The 18,182-nt window shown below is 41.9% G+C and carries 12 protein-coding genes; 5 read left to right on the top strand and 7 right to left on the bottom strand.

Annotated elements, in window-relative coordinates; all coding sequences use genetic code 11:
- Window positions 1-120 precede the first annotated feature (120 nt).
- Window positions 121-1,395, bottom strand: a complete 1,275-nt coding sequence (locus NBH15_RS07800) for a peptidoglycan DD-metalloendopeptidase family protein (protein WP_250822389.1) — start codon at window positions 1,393-1,395, stop codon at window positions 121-123.
- Window positions 1,396-1,581: 186 nt separating this feature from the next.
- Here NBH15_RS07800 and NBH15_RS07795 point away from each other — a divergent pair, with 186 nt between their 5' ends.
- Both NBH15_RS07795 and NBH15_RS07790 read left to right on the top strand, forming a co-directional pair.
- Window positions 1,582-2,007, top strand: coding sequence for an META domain-containing protein (locus NBH15_RS07795; RefSeq protein WP_186959099.1), 426 nt, complete (start codon window positions 1,582-1,584; stop codon window positions 2,005-2,007).
- A gap of 5 nt (window positions 2,008-2,012) precedes the next feature.
- A complete protein-coding gene (locus NBH15_RS07790; RefSeq protein WP_007654936.1) occupies window positions 2,013-2,456 on the top strand; it encodes an META domain-containing protein in 444 nt (147 codons plus the stop codon).
- A 144-nt stretch (window positions 2,457-2,600) separates the two neighbouring features.
- Here NBH15_RS07790 and NBH15_RS07785 read toward each other — a convergent pair whose 3' ends face one another.
- The 4 genes from NBH15_RS07785 to NBH15_RS07770 all read right to left on the bottom strand — a co-directional run bounded on the left by NBH15_RS07785 (window position 2,601) and on the right by NBH15_RS07770 (window position 9,420).
- Complete coding sequence (locus tag NBH15_RS07785; RefSeq protein WP_128132930.1) at window positions 2,601-3,236, bottom strand: hypothetical protein; 636 nt, start codon at window positions 3,234-3,236, stop codon at window positions 2,601-2,603.
- 95 nt (window positions 3,237-3,331) lie between these two features.
- A complete protein-coding gene (locus NBH15_RS07780; RefSeq protein ID WP_128132931.1) occupies window positions 3,332-4,117 on the bottom strand; it encodes a DUF5018-related domain-containing protein in 786 nt (261 codons plus the stop codon).
- Between the two features lie 17 nt (window positions 4,118-4,134).
- Window positions 4,135-6,129: a RagB/SusD family nutrient uptake outer membrane protein gene (locus NBH15_RS07775; protein WP_128132932.1), complete on the bottom strand. Its 1,995-nt coding sequence runs from the start codon at window positions 6,127-6,129 to the stop codon at window positions 4,135-4,137.
- Between the two features lie 21 nt (window positions 6,130-6,150).
- On the bottom strand, window positions 6,151-9,420 hold the full coding sequence (locus tag NBH15_RS07770; RefSeq protein ID WP_244050751.1) for a SusC/RagA family TonB-linked outer membrane protein: 3,270 nt from the start codon (window positions 9,418-9,420) through the stop codon (window positions 6,151-6,153).
- Window positions 9,421-10,597: 1,177 nt separating this feature from the next.
- On the opposite strand from NBH15_RS07770, the gene NBH15_RS07765 reads away from it, so the two are divergent.
- Window positions 10,598-10,813: a hypothetical protein gene (locus NBH15_RS07765; protein WP_128132933.1), complete on the top strand. Its 216-nt coding sequence runs from the start codon at window positions 10,598-10,600 to the stop codon at window positions 10,811-10,813.
- A 202-nt stretch (window positions 10,814-11,015) separates the two neighbouring features.
- Here NBH15_RS07765 and NBH15_RS07760 read toward each other — a convergent pair whose 3' ends face one another.
- Entirely contained in the window at window positions 11,016-13,670 is a 2,655-nt protein-coding gene (locus NBH15_RS07760) for a TonB-dependent receptor (protein ID WP_250822388.1), read from the bottom strand.
- A gap of 327 nt (window positions 13,671-13,997) precedes the next feature.
- On the opposite strand from NBH15_RS07760, the gene NBH15_RS07755 reads away from it, so the two are divergent.
- Window positions 13,998-16,637, top strand: coding sequence for a TonB-dependent receptor (locus NBH15_RS07755; protein ID WP_128132936.1), 2,640 nt, complete (start codon window positions 13,998-14,000; stop codon window positions 16,635-16,637).
- Window positions 16,638-16,639: 2 nt separating this feature from the next.
- On the opposite strand, the gene NBH15_RS07750 is transcribed toward NBH15_RS07755, so the two are convergent.
- Entirely contained in the window at window positions 16,640-17,836 is a 1,197-nt protein-coding gene (locus NBH15_RS07750; protein ID WP_128132937.1) for an exo-beta-N-acetylmuramidase NamZ family protein, read from the bottom strand.
- Between the two features lie 154 nt (window positions 17,837-17,990).
- On the opposite strand from NBH15_RS07750, the gene NBH15_RS07745 reads away from it, so the two are divergent.
- Window positions 17,991-18,173 (top strand): hypothetical protein, encoded by a 183-nt coding sequence (locus NBH15_RS07745; RefSeq protein WP_128132938.1) that lies wholly within the window; start codon window positions 17,991-17,993, stop codon window positions 18,171-18,173.
- Window positions 18,174-18,182: the final 9 nt, after the last annotated feature.

The raw sequence follows: 18,182 nt of genomic DNA, 5'->3' as shown, positions 1-18,182 counted from the left end.
TTATAGTTCCTACAAATGTAGCATAATTCTACTTAAAAGCAATAGTTATCGGAGCTGAAACCGATAGGCACCGCTTCATCCGCGGGTAGGCATCCGTTTGAAACCTTCCTGTCCGGATATTTATTCCGTTATCAGAAGTGTATCGGCAACTTCTATATGCCGTGTTTGCATACTGTCCAATTCGGCAAGTACCTGTTGTTTTACGATAGCAAAACTGTCGCGGAGTTCCGCTTTGACAGGTAATGAAGGAGGTGCCTCTATGTTCAGGGGATTTATCGACTGGCCGTTTTTGTGTACACGGAAATCGAGATGAGGACCGGTTGAGAGACCGGTAGAACCCACATAGGCGATCACTTCACCTTGCTGCACATGACTGCCCACCTGTATGCCTTTGGCAAACTTACTGAGATGCATATAAGTGGTGGTATATACGGAGTTGTGTTTTACTTTCAGGAAATTTCCGCCTCCATTCTGGTATCCTTTGGCAATAACGGTTCCGGCTCCGATGCTTTTAACCGGGGTACCGACCGGTGCTGCATAATCAACCCCATGGTGAGCGCGATAGCGTTTCAGAATCGGATGGAAACGGGCATTCGTAAAACGTGACGTGATACGGAAGATATCCAGCGGGGCTTTCAGGAATTCTTTACGCAGACTGTTCCCGTCCTGGTCGAAGTATTCGAATACGCTGTCCTGGGTAAAGGGGATAGCGACGAAGTCTTTTCCCTGATGAGTGAAAATTGCTCCCTGAATACCGCTTATATTCAGTGCAGTTGTGTCGTCGATATAAGCAATATCATAGAGTACACGGAAAGAATCACCTTCTTTTACATCATAAAAGTCTATTTGCCAGGCAAAGACATCGGAAATATTGATCGCCAGCAACGGGTTTACGCCTTTCGATTGTAATACGTTCCATAAGGAAGAATTGATTGTTCCTTCTACGTACTGGCGTTTTAAAGTAATAGGCTTGTTAAACTCGTAGGCACTGATTGTATCGCCGGTAAAGTCGATCACTGCGTAATCAGTTTTCGATTTAGCAAAAGCAATGTAGCGTATTTGTGCAGTGCTGTCTTGCATGGAGAAGGTATAATAATGCATGCCCGCTTGAAGTTTTGTAGGGTCCAGAACTTCTTTGGAAGATCTGCTGATACTGTCAGCCATTAAGGCAGAGAAACCGAGGTTAGAGAAGATTGCAGCCGGATTATCACCGTTTTTCATCTTATACTCTTTCAGGTCGAGTGTATCGATGCAGATACCGTATTGATATACGCGTTGGAGGCTGTCGATCCATTCGCTGTCAACTTCTTCTTCGCATTGTTTAGGGGTGTTTTTGCAGGAGATACCTACTATGAACAGTAAAATCAAAATAGGTGCAATGCCTGATCTCTTCATTATATCCTCATTTATAGTTTGTTCGTCGGGTGCAAACTTACGGAAAATTATGTAAAGCATCAGGCGCATGGAAGTAGCGTAGAAGGGAAGATTTGTTAATATTGACTAAATAGAATATCTTTGGGGAACAATTTGGACGGATTTGGCGTCTTATCCTTGTAAGTGATATAACAAATAGTATAGATTATGAAAAGAGTGATTTTTTATGTATTGATGCTCCCGATGGTACTTGGGATGATGATTTCTTGTTCTGAAGCCAAAACAGACGCAAAGAAACTGGAAGGTAAATGGAATGTGGTGGAAGTAAAAGGCGAGAAGATTCTGAAAGAAGGACTGCCCTATATGGAATTCGATATGGCTCAGAATAAATTGCATGGTAATGCCGGTTGTAATATGTTCAATACAACCATTACATTAGATGCCAACGATGTTTCTTCGATCACTATTGCACCGGGTGCTGCTACAATGATGGCTTGTCCGGACATGGCAACGGAAGATGCGATCATGAAAGCGATGGGTGATGTGAAAGCGGTTAAAGCCGGTAATTCAGAAAGCGAAATGACCCTGGTAGACCAGGACGGCAACGTATTGCTTGTTTTATCTAAAAATTAAACCGTATGAAGAAGTATTTATATCTCTGCCTGGCAGTTGTGGGGATAGCCGTATTTGCTTCCTGTAAATCACAAAAAGCCGTGGTGGCTTCCTATTCAGACCTGGATGGCGAATGGAGTGTAGTGGAACTGAACGGTAAGAAACTTGATCCGGCAGACAGCAAACAGCTTATTGTCATTGATGTTGCCCGTAACCATTTGTCTGGGAATGCCGGTTGTAACCGGATGAACGGCAATATCGAATATTCGGAAGCCCGGAAAAACATCATTAAGTTTCCGCAAGTTGCCACAACGCGCATGGCGTGTCCTGATCTGAAAGGCGAACAGGAGTTTCTGGAAGCCCTGAATAAAGTCGTTCGTTTCGAAGCGGAAGGAAATGTAAAGCCCGTGAATACGATTGCTTTTTACGGGACCGATAATGGAAAGCTGATGGTTATCGAAAAGAAATAAATAAGTAATTTCATAAAAAAGGAGAGGTGGCCCTGTTGAAGGAGGCCACCTCTTTGGTTTAGAGATTGAACATTCCTGTTTGTTGTTGTTTACTTCGCCAATAGTATAAACCAGTATGTTCTAAAAACCACCAATGTATTTTTTTTATTTTTCAATGCCAAAAGCGTGATTGCAAAGTTTTACAACTTGTTCGATAGAATTGAAATCAACTTTGTTTTCGTCAATGTATTTCTTTAATAATTCCTTTTGTTTAGGGAATAGTTTCAAGAATTGTTTTTCTGTAGAGAATCGTTTTAGCCGTTTGTTTTTTTCGATATAGAATTGATATTCTAATTTGGTTATGACAGTGTTTTTTGTATCGTCTCCTGTTCCATAAACCATATTGGAATAGCTATCAACAGAAGCTGTCTCTGTTTTCCCTCCAAATGTTAAGTCTTTTTTTATTCGTTTTTGACCTGAATATTGAACCAAAATTCGTGGGTCAGATTGTATTACTTCTGCTGCCTTATTCTTGTCTACTAATATGAACATCTGTTCTCCAATCTTTATGGATACAATCATTTCAGGGTCTGCAAATTCTTTTATCTCATTATCCTTGTCGATGAATTGGAACATGTTTTTCAGAAGATCGTAGTTTGACTGTACTTGAAAAACTCTTCCATCTTTATAATAAATATAAGAATCAGTAAATTCAGGAAATAAATAGTTGGTATGAACTCCTTGTGCCCAACAGATAAGTGAATTACAACAAATAAAGAATAGAAAAATAATCGATTTCATATTATTAGGATCAAGAGTGATGATAAGAAAGTTACAAGAAGAGAGTTCCAGATGGTTTTATCATCTGGATCCCTCCTCTTCTTGTAATTAATGATTTAAATGGAACCTGAGGTCCATTTATATGCTTCTTCCGAAGTTGCAGGCAACACATGTACTTGAATTTCATACAAGCGTTTGTATTCCGGAGCTCCGTCTGGACGAATAGCAGTGTTGGTCACTAAGTATTGTCGTGGTTGTGTAAAATCGCCTGGTGTACCTAACTTGGGTGCTCCGTTAACCGGATCTACTCTACATGCTCCTTGGTCGTCAAGAATAAATTCTAATACCATTTCGTTTATTTTCACAGGCATGATGACACTACGGAACATACCATCTTGTACTTCTTCGTAATAAGCTGTTGGTTTCACGTTTTCAGAGTCGAATGCCGATTTAACAAACAAGTGACCTTTGTTGGGTGTTATGTATTCAACTTTGTCTAATGTGAAAACATGAATGATATGTTTTTTCCCTTCCGGGGCAGAACTGTCATCAACAATTTCTTTTGTGTTATTGACTTTCATTGTTTCACCAGCAGCTAATGTCTTGTTCAATATTGTCATCGGTGCTCCGGTATTGTTAGTATATTCAATACCGTTCTCGATAGCATCCATAACAGAACGAGCGAGATAATTTTCCAACCATTGCCCTTTTCCGTCATTATGGTTGACTTGCCATACTTTGTTTACGAAAAGTTCACGCGGACGGTTTCTAACCATGGCTCCAGCTAATTCAAGATTTGAATAGACTGATTCGGGCACTTCATCCCAAACAATGCCGCTTTGGCAGCTGGTAAGGGTTGTTATACCAAATATGAAGGCAAATAATAAATTCTTTATTTTCATAATTTCTTTTGTATATATTATTGATAACTTCTGTTTTCCCATCCAGGATTTTGAACAAAATTACCGTTTACATCCAATGTTGTGCGAGCAAAAGGTAATTTATAGAATACAGCATCATTAAATTTACGTTCATAATAAACCACATTACCACTTAGTGAAGTGATCGGACGGATATCGAAATGAGGAGTGAAATATTTAGGATCATCTTTGGGTGCCAAATATCCATTGTCAACTACTTCTGTACTTTCAATACCTTTTCGGAAAATAAACATACCTTTTGATGATTTGTTTAACTCATCAATGGTTGTTTTACCTTCTGATTCACCCCATCTCAACAAGTCGAAATAACGGAATCCGGGGACTTCGAATGCAAACTCGATACGACGTTGCAATTTGTATTCTTCCCACAGATTGTGTCCAACTACTGATTCATCAAAGTTATCTAAACCTGCACGATTGCGAATTTGGTTAACTGCATCGCGAACTTCGTTTTCTTTGCCTCCCAGTTTATAGGCCGCTTCTGCATAGTTTAGCAGTGCTTCTGCGTAACGAACCTGGAAATAAGAAAGTGCGGATTGCGTATAGTTGACAGTTCCGTCTTCATTAAAACGACCTACAGTGTATTTTGTCGGATAATAACTTGTTACTGTTGATTGTGCACGTCCTGTAATAGCTAACTTTTCAGAATTTCTGAATTCGGTGTGAAGCGCGCTATATTTTTCTGAGCGGGTTGGTTCCGACAAGTCGATCCAGGTACGAACTAAGTAACGGAGTTCTTTTTTGTTGTCGAAATAACTGCTATCGTAAATGACTGTCGCGTAGAAACGTTTGTCACGGTCAGTGTACATCTGTAGGTAATTTTCGCTTTCAGCAGCCCATTCTCCGTCTGCATTTTTGGCAACACCCATTTCTTTTGCTTGAGTTGTTTTCCACCATTGCATCCATTTGCCGGTTACTTTATCTTTTTGATAGTAGCAGTCAACCAAATCTTGTGTAGGGTATGAACCACCACGACCACCACCCCAATCAGGAGAAAAGTCGGTAGTAGCTCCATACATACGTCCTTCCGGATGTGAGTTGTTCATCGGGTTGAATCCGGATCTGTTTGCTTCATTAAACATAACCGGCCAAATGGCTTCAACCGATTGGTGTCCGCTGGAAGTATTAAACAGATTGCTATAATCCGGATCCAGTTGATATTTACCGATCACAGATTTTGCAGCGTCATAAGCCTGCTGATAATAATGGTTTGCATTTTTTGAGAATTTGTAAAGCGTTTTACTTTCAGCAGATCCTGAGAGCTTATCGTAAAGACCCTTTGCTGAAGCTTCGGCAGCACATGCAGCAGCTAATGCCGAACGCGATTTTAATACTTGTACGGCCGATTCGTTTATCAATCCTAAAGCGGGTGTAGCAGTTGTCTGCTTGAAGTATTCCAACGCTTTGTCGTAATCAGCTAAAATTTGGTCGAATACCTCCTCACGACTGTTTTGCGGCAGCATGGTCTCATCGAAAATGGTCATCGACTGAGTGACAATCGGCATAATACCCCAATATCTTTCCATGTCGGCATAAAATAGTCCACGGAAAGCATAGCTTTCTGCTAATAGTTGAGCGCGTTCAGAATCAGTCATGTTTGGAACTTCCGGGATACGTTCGATAGCCAAGTTCGCTTGACGGATATTTTTATAACCTGCATCCCAAGGTGCACCGATTAAACCGGTGACACTGTTGAGTTCATCATATTCTCTGTTATTGAAACTATATTGGCGGAACGTATTTTGATCGCGGTCGATATTACCGCAAGCATTGTCAGACCATTGTTCAGCTTGGAATGCACTATTGGCACCGGCCGGACTCCACAAATAAAATTGATTGACAAAAGTGCGGGTCAGTTGGGCATTTGACCAGAATTGTTCTTCGCCTACTTTGTTAGTCGGTTCTATACCCAACGGATCACAGCTGGAGAGACAAACCGCAGCGCATAAGGCTAATATATTTAATTTCTTCATTTTGTTTTTGTTCTAATTGTATTACAATGTTAATGTAGCACTCAATGTGAATGAGCGTTGAGTTGGATAGCTACCCAATTTATTGCCACCCCAAATAGAGTTGGCTGGTAGATATTCCGGGTCTGTCATGTTACTGAATGGGTTGCTTTTCTTTACCCAAGTACAAACGTTGTTTGCAATGAAGTTTACACTTAATCCCTTAATATAATCTACGTTCTTAAGAACGCGACGTTTCAAATCATAGCTAACACTGATGTTCTTTAATTTCAGATATGAAGCATCGTATCCCCATACGTCTACATAGTTATATCCCCATCCGTAGCTGGAATTGGTTGGCAACGGAAGTTTATTGGTAATAGGGTTACTCGGTGTATAAGATTCTTGGAACAGGTATTTGCCATATTTCCAGTAATAATCCTGTTGTGAACGGGCTGGAGATGTAACATCACCTGAAACACTGGTAGCTCCCTGGAAGAATACTTCGAAACTGAAATCTTTCCATCCCATGCCTAATGTGATACCATACAATGTTTGAGGAGTAGTACCTCCACCTTCGTTATATGCATAGTCAGCAATACCTAACACACCATCACCGTTACGGTCGTCCATTCGGAATGTACCGACTGTGTGATTACGTTTGAAATGCAGATACGAGTTATACATATCATCGTAAGAAGTGAAAATACCATTTGTCTGCCATGAGATGTTATAAGTTTCTGCATGAGCATTTACACCCAAGTCGTTCAGGTTGGCATAGTAATAATCTGTACTTTTATCTGCATGTCTTACTGTAACTTCTTCCCAATGTGTATAGTTTGCACCGACTCTATAGGTGAAGTCACCGATACGGTCGTTCCAGTTTAAAGAAAATTCCACACCACCTTTATGGGTTGTTACGTAGGGGGCATTCATTTTCGGAGTATTAGGCAAACCTAAGATCGGAGTATAGGTCAATTCTGGGTTCATGTCAATTTCATCACCCTTGTTTAGGTATAGATAGGTGTCGAATGATCCGGACAAACGGTCTTTCAAGAAACTGAAATCAACACCACCACTGATTTGCTGTGATTCACCCCAAGTCAGATTACTGGAAACGTTGGTCTCGGTCCAAGCTGTACTAGCTCCCATGTTTTCCCCTAACAGAATGGTTTTAGACAAACCATATTGGTTCATGTAGCTGAATGGTTTTGACAATTCGTTACCTACAATACCGTAGCCGGCACGAATCTTGAATGAGTTGATTAAGTCAGTGTTCAGAATGTCTTTGATGAAGGTTTCCTCTGTAAGCATCCAACCTGCAGATGCTGCATAAAAGAATCCCCAACGTTTATCCGGGTGGTAACACAATGATCCGTTATAGTTGGCACTCAATTGTAACATATACTTGCTATCGTAATCGTAAGTGACACGACCGACCAGAGATGCAGAACCCCATAAGCCTTCGTCACCATTCATAGAGTCCATGGTCGATCCACCGTCTATCTGCGTGTTGTAGATGGCTGGATAACCATACTTTTTAGCCATTGTCGAATTGGTCCTTCTCTTTTGGCTGGTATAGTTGAGCATCGCGCTCAGGTTATGTTTACCGAATGAACGAACGTAGTCGGCCTGGACAATACCGGTTGTCAATGAATAATTATTCCAGGTTTGAGACAATTTGGCATTATTCGGGTTGTAGCTGTTTTCCTGAGTTGAATATGGAGCACTGTACACACCTATTTGCGGGTGTTCGAATGTCTTGTTCATGGAATTACTGTAGTTGAAGTTGACACTTGTACTAACAGATAATCCTTCTACCCAGGGCAAACTCCATTTTAAACCGATGTTACTTTGCAAACGATAGTCATCTGTGTTATTGAAACCTGTTCGTAAACGAGCATCTAAACTATTATTCCTTTCTAAACCGGTTGTCCAGTTTCGGGGGATGTTGTTCATTTCATTGTCCTCAATCAAGACGTTGTTGAAAATGTTATCTCCTCCGTACGGTTTTTTGTTCTTAGCCATTACGCCATTTAAATTCAATGTGAATTTCAAACTTTTGTCTTTCAACAAATAGGCGTCGGTGTTGACAATGGCGTTATACTGTTCGTAATTGTAGGAATCACTGATACCGGATTGGTTCATGTATCCCAAACTTGAATAGTATCTAACTCTTTCGCTACCACCTCTTACACTCACATTGGTTTGCGACATAGGTTGAACATGATCAAACCAATCCCATGGATCATAGTTACCATAGTAGTTTTCAATGTCTCCGCCTTGTGTTTTAAATGGGTTAAAATAGTCGTTTATTTCATCTAGTGTATATCCTAAACCGTATTTTTGATTCACCATGTCGGTGATTTCTTGACGGCCGTATCCCTGAGAAGAAAGGTGGTACATATAATATTTGGACATTTCCGTTGCATTGTATGCGGGACTTTCAGCCATACTGGCAGCATACAATTCGTTTTTCTTGTTCACATAGTCCCAAGTACTCATGGGCTTAAACTTATAGGAAGGTGTCATCATGGTCATCTTTTGGCTTACTGATATTTCCAGCATACCTTCTTGTCCTTTTTTGGTAGTTACTACCACAACACCGTCTTTTGCACGTGGACCGTATACAGCAGTAGCAGATGCGTCCTTCAAGATACTCATAGAAGCAATATCATCCGGGCGCAGGCGGTTGAAGAATACTTCACCCTGTTCCGTTTCCATTACAACATCATCGATTACATACAAGATTTGGCTACCGCCACGGATCCAAATTTTGGAAGTTTCACCCGGAGCACCTGAACGTGCCTGTGTGATGATACCAGATACACGTCCACCTAATCCGTCACTAGGAGAGGTTACTGGTAATTTAGCGATTGATTCGACTTTTACGTTAACGGCAGCTGCTGTCAAAGTTTTTGTTTTTTGAACACCGGCAAAACCTGTTACTACAACTTCATCTAGTGCTTGGGAGTCTTCCTGAAGTTTGATGTTTAAGTTAGGATTCCCTGTGTACTTGACTTCTTGAGTGGTGTAACCTACAAACGAAATTTGGATAGTTGCTCCATTTTTGACATCTTCCAAAACAACTTTACCATCTAAATCGGTAACATTACCATTTGTTGTGCCTTTTACAACTACGGATGCTCCGGTGACAGGACCGAAATCATCCTCTACAATAACCGTCACTTTCCCATTTTGTTGGGTGATGTTTACGCTTGGTCTAATGGGAAGGGTATCGGCAAGCATACTCGCAGGTGAGCATGTCATTCCGGCCAACAATAATAGACCAATTGGCTTGAAGTTTTTCAACATAATTGATTTAGTTTATTTGTTAATTTAACAAGTTCTAGAAGAACTATGGTTCTTTTTAGGTTACAAAGTTACATATTAAATTAAAATAACAAAAAAATGCATCGCTTTTATTTGATTTCTTTTATAAAAACTCTCCATTTATATAAATGAGAAAATATATAGAGCATTTTCGCCCCAACTTTTTATTATTGTACATGTAGAAATGTATCCTTCAACCATAGTTCTTCTAGAACAATGGTTGTCAAGCCCCCGTTAGTGGCATTAAATCGAGTGTTTATTTAAATTTTATTTATCAGAGGTACGATTTTAGAGAAAGAAAAGGAAAAGACAGATTCCTATGGGTGCATTTTAACAATGCCCATTCTAAGGTCGTTATAATGCCCATCCAAGTTACCTTATAATGCCCATTCAAGCAACCTAACAATGGGCATTGTTAAAATGACTGTTCCTCCAGTCTTAGGATTTGTATCCATTCTGCAATTGACAAGTGCAGGTGTGAAGGTGGTGAAGACAGTGAGGGGTGTTTTGTAAACTTTCTAAATGTATAAATAAAATACGTGGTCTCTTTAAAGAGAGGTCATATTTTATTTATTTTCTCGCGAAGTTTACAATGAGGGGGTAAAAAACTTCACATCCGTCACATCCATATCCGTTTTGTAAAGAAAAAACAGAAACGACTTCTCCAATTGGTTTGAAGGGTGGGATTCTTTTGTCTCCTCTTTGATAGTAATGTTACTGGAGATATTTCATACGGGTAGGCACATTCGTTTTCATTTTTTTTTACTGGTTGTATTATTCTATAATACAGTGGATTGTAGCAAAGGAAGAGTGAGGGGTGATAAAATTGCTTTATGTCGGTAGAAACGGCGCTTGGTCGAAAAAGAATAGTTCTTGACCTGTATTCTTTCGGCCGAGAACGTTTTTGGGTACGGTTGCCTTTGTTTTGTGATTTTTTGTTTTATATTTAAGGCGATTTTAAACAGGAGCTAAATTATGATAACATCCATCCCGTATCAAACTCAAAGAAAGTTCCTTTTGCCTGGCTGCATCAGTGGCAGATAAGTGGAGTGATGCAGCTTGTGGACCACGTATTGTTTAATCGTTAATACATTATTATTATGAAGGCAAGATTTTTTAGTTTGGTATTATTAACCGTATCGATGTTGGTTGTACAGAAGTGAATGATCCGGTCTTGGATCAGGAGGTTAATCAGAATGAAGAAAACATAGCTCAGTTGAAAGCGATGGCAGAGGAAGCCGGGTGGATAGTATCGCCTAAAGTAGTGGAGGGTGAGAGAATAACACCTTTGACAAAAGAGGAAATAGATGCTTTTAAGATTAGGGTGAAAACATATTCTGATTATCCAAGGATGCAGAAAGAACGAGAGATTTAAATAGTATTAGAGGATAAACTGTATCTATGTATGTTCCCATTTTCTCCTATGTTGAAGATCAAAGCTTATGCAAGTGGCTCAATGGTGGTATATGCAACTTATGGGTATTGTTGGAGTAATAAATGTAATCAGTTTCCAATTAAAGTCTATTATGATTTGGATGAACATGGTGATATATGTTATGCTTTTGCCGGTTCGGATTTTATTTTTTGAACCATACGAGTTTTCCCTTTTGAGAAATGCCCTCCAGCAGGATGGAATAGGAGTCGTTTTCGCTGGTCGTATAAAATTCGATGGAAGCTTTACCTTTCCAATTGGTTTGAAGGGCAGGATTCCAATAGAGGGTGGTGCGTAAATCTGTTTTGAGTTCTTCTTCTTTCCACTTAGTCTCATATTTGGGGACATAAAACGTGGCCGGTTTCTGATAACCTAAAAGCCGGGTCATTTGTATGTTCTTAGGTATATAGTTGTATTCCGGGACATCCTTTTTCAATGTAATGGCTATGAAGCTGGCACCGGTCATTGGAAACCAGGCTAATCCGGCTGCGGGTTCTCTGTTGTAATCAATTTGTTCTATGTGTTGTGGGGGGATATTCTCTAATAAGCTTTTCGCTATGGATGAATCGTAAACGGGGAATCCGTTTAGAATGATTGTGATGGGTTTGGCTTTTTCGAATTTATCCATATCCCTTAGGCGGTATAAACCACTAGGTTGCAGGGTTAATCCCGGGAGACGAGAGGTTAAAAAAGTTGGTAAATCGATCATCGGTGTCTTTTTCAGCTCCTCCTCTTTGATAGTGATGGCACTGGGAATGCTTTCATACGGTGTTTTATACACCTTTTTCTTAGCCGTTACTACGACATCTTCTAAAAAGATAGAACGCATGCCATTTTCATACGTCATTTTCCGTTCAGCTTTGTTCAGAAACTCAACCGTTTCGGGCGAATCGGAGTAGATGTAATATCCGGTAGGCGTTTCAGTATTGTTCCTCGTAGCAGGAGGCAACAAAGGGTAAACAGTACCTGTTTCCGGGAAAGTCTCTGTGTCTAAAGCCAGTAGAACGTTTTTTCCGTTTTTCCGTGTCGTGGCCTGTATATTGTAGATGGTACTGTCTGGAAATTCGAAGCCGTTGAAAATAAACCTGCCGTTTTCGTCAGCGTGTACTTCCTCCAATACCCTTTGGTTGGGTATGTGTATTTGTATTTTGGCATGGGGTATGGGTTTGTTGCCAACTAACCTTTTCACAGTTCCGGTGATTTGTTGGGTCTCTTCGGTAGGAATGGTCGGTCGCTTGTAATTGGCGGCCAAAGCTTCTTCGATGGGGTATTTCCGCCATCCTTGCGTCAGCATGAGCAGGTCCAGTCCCGCTCGGTGTATGCTGTCATTCCCTCGGAAGTACCATCCCGGATCCTCGATATGCCCTTTCAGTTCGGAGTTCAACAGCAAAGAGGTGAATATGGTATGGGTAGAATCCGGTAACAGATCGGCATTGTTGGTTATGGCGAGGGAGAAATTGCCTTGTACGGGTTTGCCTTTGGCATCTTTCAAGGTGATGTCCAAACGGATTTTTCCCTTTGGAGTATTAGTCTCTTGGGCTGTTTCTATATAAGCAGTGACCGGTAGGTCGTTTTGGGCGAAGATTTGCCGTTCGCTGATGATCTTGCCTTGCGGGGATAGCAATAGCAGATGGACGATACCGGAGGTGAAAGCCTCTTTGGGCAGGGTGATCCGGTGGGTTTGTTGGAATGAACGAACAAATAGTGGATATCCCCGTTGATGGATCAGTAAAGTCAAAGGCGTTTCGGAAGTGACACCGTTGGGGTAGAGCAAGAAAATGTGGTAGCTGTACGCGCTTTCCTTTACGTTCAGCGTGTAGGTGTTCGTTTCGGCGGCGGGTAGTTTGAAGCGTTTTTCCACGCCGGCTTGTGAGGTACATTCCGCATAGTAGTCTTTTCCGGCTTCCGGTGTCCAATAGAATGCCCCCATACCGGCATGAGACGTTTGGAAGATACAGATTTCATTCCCTTCTTCGTCTTTTACAACTCCGAATATGTTTTCAGAAAGTCCGTAGGTATTGATAGCTTTGAACGCCATCTTGGATTGTACCCCAGCTGGCAGATTCCCCCCTTCCGGCAGGAAGTCAACATGGAAATCATTGTCGGGAAACGAAATGGGAAGGAATTGCTGGAAGTTGGCCGCTTCGAGTTTGATGGCTTTTTGTTTGTATTTGGCAGGAGAGAGCTTAAAGTTCAAGGCTTTGTCTTCCGTCCAATGGTCGATTTTTTCTTTTTCGTTGTAGAGGTCGATATTCTCCAAGGGAATGTATTCTTTAGAGGCGTTGTTGAACATTTTGAGCGTTCCTTTGACCTGTTTCTGTCCGTTTTCCCTTTCGTAAGAAATTTGTGTGGACAATGATTTGCAGAGTGGTGAAACGATCTGTATGGGTTTGTGAAAAAAGAAATCTTCATCAGCGTTTTGCATGTAGCGGGTATATGCCCTGAGTGTGTATAGGCCTGTTGGCAAGTCTTCATCCAAAGGAAGGTAACCGTGGAACAGGTTGTTTTTGTCCGGTCTGATCTTTATACGACAGACTGTTTCCCCGAACGGGTTGACCAGTTCGGTGTAGATATATCGGCTGTCAATTTTCTGCATGTAGTCCAAAGCGTTGACTAGATAGGCCTTGAACCAGATGGTGTCTTTTCCGGCATACAGGGAACGGTCGGTATGCAGATGCAGTTTTTCATTCGGGTATAGTTCGCTCTGCAACCGTAACCTTTCGGCAATCGTGTCGGGTTGTAACTGGGCTTTGGCAGGGACGCCGATGAGGCATATCAATATGAGTATGGCTGTAATCATGGTAAGCGTCTTTTATATTTTTGCAATAATACGAAAAAAAGAATGAAGTTTGATTTTTTTGTTTTATATTTAAAGCAATTTTAAACAGGAGCTAAATTATGATAACATCTATCCCGTATCAAACTCAAAGAAAGTTTCTTTTGCCGGGCTGCATCAGTGGCTGATAAGTGGAGTGATGCAGTTAGCGGACCACGTATTGTTTAATCGTTAATACATTATTATTATGAAGGCAAGATTTTTAAGTTTGGTATTATTAACCGTATCGATGTAGGTGTCTTAGGATATTTTTCTTTAGGGTACATAAGATTAATGTAAAGCATCCAGGCAATGAGTAAATGTATCTATTTTATTTTGTTAGCAGTTATAATACCTGTCTTTGCACAAGCACAACTTTCCCCCGATTTGGTGGCGACGCGGTTGTGGCAACAAACTTGTCTGTTCCCGAATGAGAAGATATATCTGCATACCGACCGGTCATTATATATGGGAGGCGATACGCTGTGGTTTCGTGCTTATTTGGTGAATGCGATTAATAACCAACCGGAGAAAACAAGCCGTTATATCTATACGGAGTTGGTAAATCCGTTCAGTAAGGTGGTGAAGCGTGTGAAGATCAAGCAGGATGTGGAGGGCTTGTTTTATGGGTATTTACCATTGGATATGGATTTGCCGGGAGGTGAATATACGGTTCGGGCATATACTCGTTATATGGAGAATAGTGGAGAGTCGTTCTTTTTTCGCAAACCGGTCCGGGTCGTTCAGGCTTTAGGTAAATCAGTTAAAGCCGAAGTTGATTTCAGTGGTAAAGCGGGGCAAAAACAGGTCAAAGGTGTTGTGTGTTTAAAGAATATGACATCCCGGCAAATGATTAAACTGGAAAATGTCTCGTTCTTTGATGAAAAAGGTAAGATTGACTACTGGACAGAAGATGGGCAATGCCATTTCAAGATCACTCCGGACGACTATAAACAGAAAGTAGTCAAGTTGGAAGCCGCCAACTTTCAGCAGTTTCTGCCTGTGGATCTACCGGAAGCCGATTATCATGTGGCTTTCTTGCCCGAAGGAGGTAATCTGCCTGCCGGTGTTTTGTCGAAGATGGCGTTCAAGGCACTGAATAGTTGGGGGCAGTCGGAAGAGGTGTCCGGTATCGTGAAAGATGAGTCCGGCAACGTAGTCTGTAAATTCCAAACAACCCATGCCGGTATGGGGACTTTTAATTGGATACCGGAAGCGGGAAAGAAATATTATGCCGAGTGTACTTCGGAAGCCGGTGTCACCCGTCGTTTTGATTTGCCGGTAGCCCACCAGGATGTGGTTTCTTTGAATGTGATAGAAAATAGGGGAGCTTATGTTGTTTCCATTCGAGGCGGGCAGTCTTTGAATGAACCCCCCCGACCATTTACTCTTTTGGTTCATGAACGGGGGCTTCCTCTTTTGGCGCAGGAAATAGATGTGGAAAAGCCGGTACGCATCAAGCAAGAGGGGATTGCCTCTGGCGTGTTGCATTTTGTCTTGCTTTCTTCGGTCGGGAACATCCTCAGTGAACGGTTGGCGTTTGTAAAGAATGATGACCAGGCTTGCCTTTTGCTTCGTCCGGATAAAGGAACGTACGGCTGGCGGGAAAAGGTAAATCTGTCTGTCGCCTTGCAAGATGTGTCGGGGAATCCGTTAACCGGAAGTTTTTCGGTGTCAGTGACTGATACCAAGGATCTATTGCCGGATTCTACCTATACGATTTATACCTCCTTATTGTTGACTTCTGAGTTGAAAGGGTATATCGAAGAGCCGGGGTGGTATTTCTATTCGGATGAACCTTTCAGGAGGGAGGGTTTGGATTTGCTGATGTTGACGCAAGGCTGGAGGAGTTACCGGTTGGAGCAAGCACTAGTTACCGATTACCAAACACCGGCGATTGCTCCGGAGTTATATCAGCGTCTCACCGGTGATGTGAAACGATTGGTAGGAAATAAGGTCGTGAAAGGGGCGAAAGTGACGGTGAACATACCGGATCAGGGGGTACTGGAAGAGGTGAAGACGGACGAAGAGGGATGTTTTGACTTCAGTCCGTTTGAATTTCCTGATAGTGCGCTTTATAGTGTACATGCCGTTTCTCCCAAAGGAAGTTCTAATGTGTTATTGTCTCTTTCTCCGGAAGAATATCCGGCAGTTGAACAAGCATGGCCTTTCATGGAAGAGAGGCACGTCGCTGGTCGGCCATTGGCTGAAAATGTTTCGGTTGATGTCAGTTTCATGGATAAATCCAACCGGCGGGTAAGTTATGAAAACGGCTTGCGTAGTGTGTTTTTGGAAGATGTGGTGGTGACTGCCAAAAAGAGGAAAGCCCCTAAAACCCCTTATGAAACGATACAGGGAAGTATAACTATTCGGCAAGAAGAGATAGAACAGGTGCCGGATATGTCTTTAAAGACTTTTTTGTTGTCAAGGTTTCCAGGATTGTATTTTAAAGAGAATGTAGTGCCTTACTATCGTGGTGATGATCCGGGTAATAGAGTAAGGGTTGTCTTGAATGAATTTCCGGTAAATGACTCTATCATGGAGAATCAGTTGATACAAACGTTGAGCTTGAAAGATATCGAACAGATTGATATCAACCGGGATCGAACAGCAGGATTGGCTTGGTTTCCTATGACTGGCGCTTATTTTATTGCTATCAAAATGAGGCAAGGCATATCTATGGCGAATTATATACCTAAAAACGTTGGGCAAATCCATTTGTTAGGTTACCAGAAACCGGCTGCTTTCTATTCCCCCAAATATGAGACCATGCAGCAGCAAGAGAATCCGATGCCTGATTTGCGGACAACCCTTTATTGGAACCCGAAGGTACAAACCGACGAGCAGGGCAATGCTTCGGTCGAGTTTTATACCGCCGATAGCGAAGCCCCCTTTTCTGTCGTGATAGAAGGAATCACCGATGATGGGCGGTTGATTCGTGGGAAGTGGTAGTCTTATTTAGATCGGTAATCTGGGTATAATAAATACTTTTTTCGCATTTGTTTATATTTATCCAGTTCCGGTTGCCAGCTCTCACGTATTTCCTCCTCTGTCAGTCCTCTGACAATCTGGTAACGGAGTTCTTTGGTGCCGGCCAGCAGGTCGAACCATTGCGGACGGGAGAAAAAGAAAGCCTGTTCGTTTCCCGCCTTATTATAGAAGTCCAGGAAAAAGCGCAGGGTCAATCCTCCCTCGAAAGGATATTCCCGGAGGTCGATGCCATAGCATTCCTTGTCTTTTTGCAAAGGATTCGTATCGAAGCCCGGTAATGAAACAGGAGTGAATGCGAAATCGCCGTATTTCCGGTCCGGGTATCCGATCACCTGGAACGGATAGTAAGTACCGCGTCCGACACTGACGTTGGTTGCCTCGAAGAAGCATAACGACGGATATAGGCGGATCGACTGGTCGTTTGGCAGGTTAGGCGAAGGCTTGACCGGTAGCCAGTACGGATCGCCATGTTTCCAGTTTTCCATTTTAACGATATGCAGTTTGCAACTGTCCGGAGAGCTTTTCAACCAGCCTTCACTGTTGATCATCCAGGCCAGTTCGCCAACCGTCAGGCCGTGCAATAAAGGGATCGGATCGACACCGACAAACGACTCAAAACCTTTCTGACGGATCGGGCCGTCCACAAAATCATTGGGATTCGGACGGTCGAGTACGATAAACTCGACACCGTTTTCCGCACATGCTTCCATGACATAATGCATGGTACTTATATACGTATAGAAACGGGCTCCCACATCCTGAATATCGAATACGATAACGTCCAGCCCGTTCAACTGTTCGGCTGTCGGCTTTTTGTTTTTACCATAAATAGAAACGATAGGAACGCCGGTTTTCAGGTCGCGGCTGTCTTTTACTTCTTCCCCGGCATCGGCTGTTCCCCGGAAACCATGTTCGGGTGCAAAAACCTTTTTCACTTGAATGCCTTTTTCAACCAGGGCATCCAGTAAATGTTTCTGTTGTTTTTCCAGAATAGAAGTCTGGTTGATAACCAGTCCCACTTGTTTGTCTTTCAGCAAGCGGGTAATCACATCCATACGCTCGGCGCCTAAAATCAAAGGTCCCTGAGTTGTTGCGGCTTGTAATCCGGGCATGAGCAATATGCCGATAAACCAAAGTGTAAGTCTGAAAACTGTTTTCATAATCCGTTTCCTACTGTTTATTATCTGCAAAAGTAGCAAATGTTCGTCTCTTTAAGGCAACGAAAGGATTAAATGTGTTTCTATTTAACATGTTTGCCTTGAACCATCATACTTGATTTCGTGTTGAATTAATATAAACAAAAAGAATAATCATATGACAACAAAACTTCCAAAGATCAAAGAAAAAGCAAAAACCGAAGCGTTAGTGTTAGATCACAAAGAAGATCGGTATCCGGTACAGCAGGTAGCAACAGGCGGTAAAGTAACAAAAAAAGAGGTGAAAGACGCCGTTAAAGAAATCAACCCCGACTTGAATAGCTTCGGCAGCAGGGGATAGTATTTTATC

It is taken from the genome of Parabacteroides caeci, assembly GCF_023656795.1.
GTDB lineage: Bacteria > Bacteroidota > Bacteroidia > Bacteroidales > Tannerellaceae > Parabacteroides > Parabacteroides segnis.
This window is presented reverse-complemented; position numbering and strand designations above follow the sequence as displayed.

Excerpts from the sequence above, each read along its gene's own strand:
- NBH15_RS07770 (WP_244050751.1), bottom strand. The coding sequence starts at position 9,420 with ATGTTGAAAAACTTCAAGCCAATTGGTCTATTATTGTTGGCCGGAATG.
- NBH15_RS07780 (WP_128132931.1), bottom strand. The coding sequence starts at position 4,117 with ATGAAAATAAAGAATTTATTATTTGCCTTCATATTTGGTATAACAACC.
- NBH15_RS07790 (WP_007654936.1), top strand. The coding sequence starts at position 2,013 with ATGAAGAAGTATTTATATCTCTGCCTGGCAGTTGTGGGGATAGCCGTA.
- NBH15_RS07755 (WP_128132936.1), top strand. The coding sequence starts at position 13,998 with ATGAGTAAATGTATCTATTTTATTTTGTTAGCAGTTATAATACCTGTC.
- NBH15_RS07785 (WP_128132930.1), bottom strand. The coding sequence starts at position 3,236 with ATGAAATCGATTATTTTTCTATTCTTTATTTGTTGTAATTCACTTATC.
- NBH15_RS07795 (WP_186959099.1), top strand. The coding sequence starts at position 1,582 with ATGAAAAGAGTGATTTTTTATGTATTGATGCTCCCGATGGTACTTGGG.
- NBH15_RS07750 (WP_128132937.1), bottom strand. The coding sequence starts at position 17,836 with ATGAAAACAGTTTTCAGACTTACACTTTGGTTTATCGGCATATTGCTC.
- NBH15_RS07745 (WP_128132938.1), top strand. The coding sequence starts at position 17,991 with ATGACAACAAAACTTCCAAAGATCAAAGAAAAAGCAAAAACCGAAGCG.
- NBH15_RS07775 (WP_128132932.1), bottom strand. The coding sequence starts at position 6,129 with ATGAAGAAATTAAATATATTAGCCTTATGCGCTGCGGTTTGTCTCTCC.
- NBH15_RS07760 (WP_250822388.1), bottom strand. The coding sequence starts at position 13,670 with ATGATTACAGCCATACTCATATTGATATGCCTCATCGGCGTCCCTGCC.
- NBH15_RS07800 (WP_250822389.1), bottom strand. The coding sequence starts at position 1,395 with ATGAAGAGATCAGGCATTGCACCTATTTTGATTTTACTGTTCATAGTA.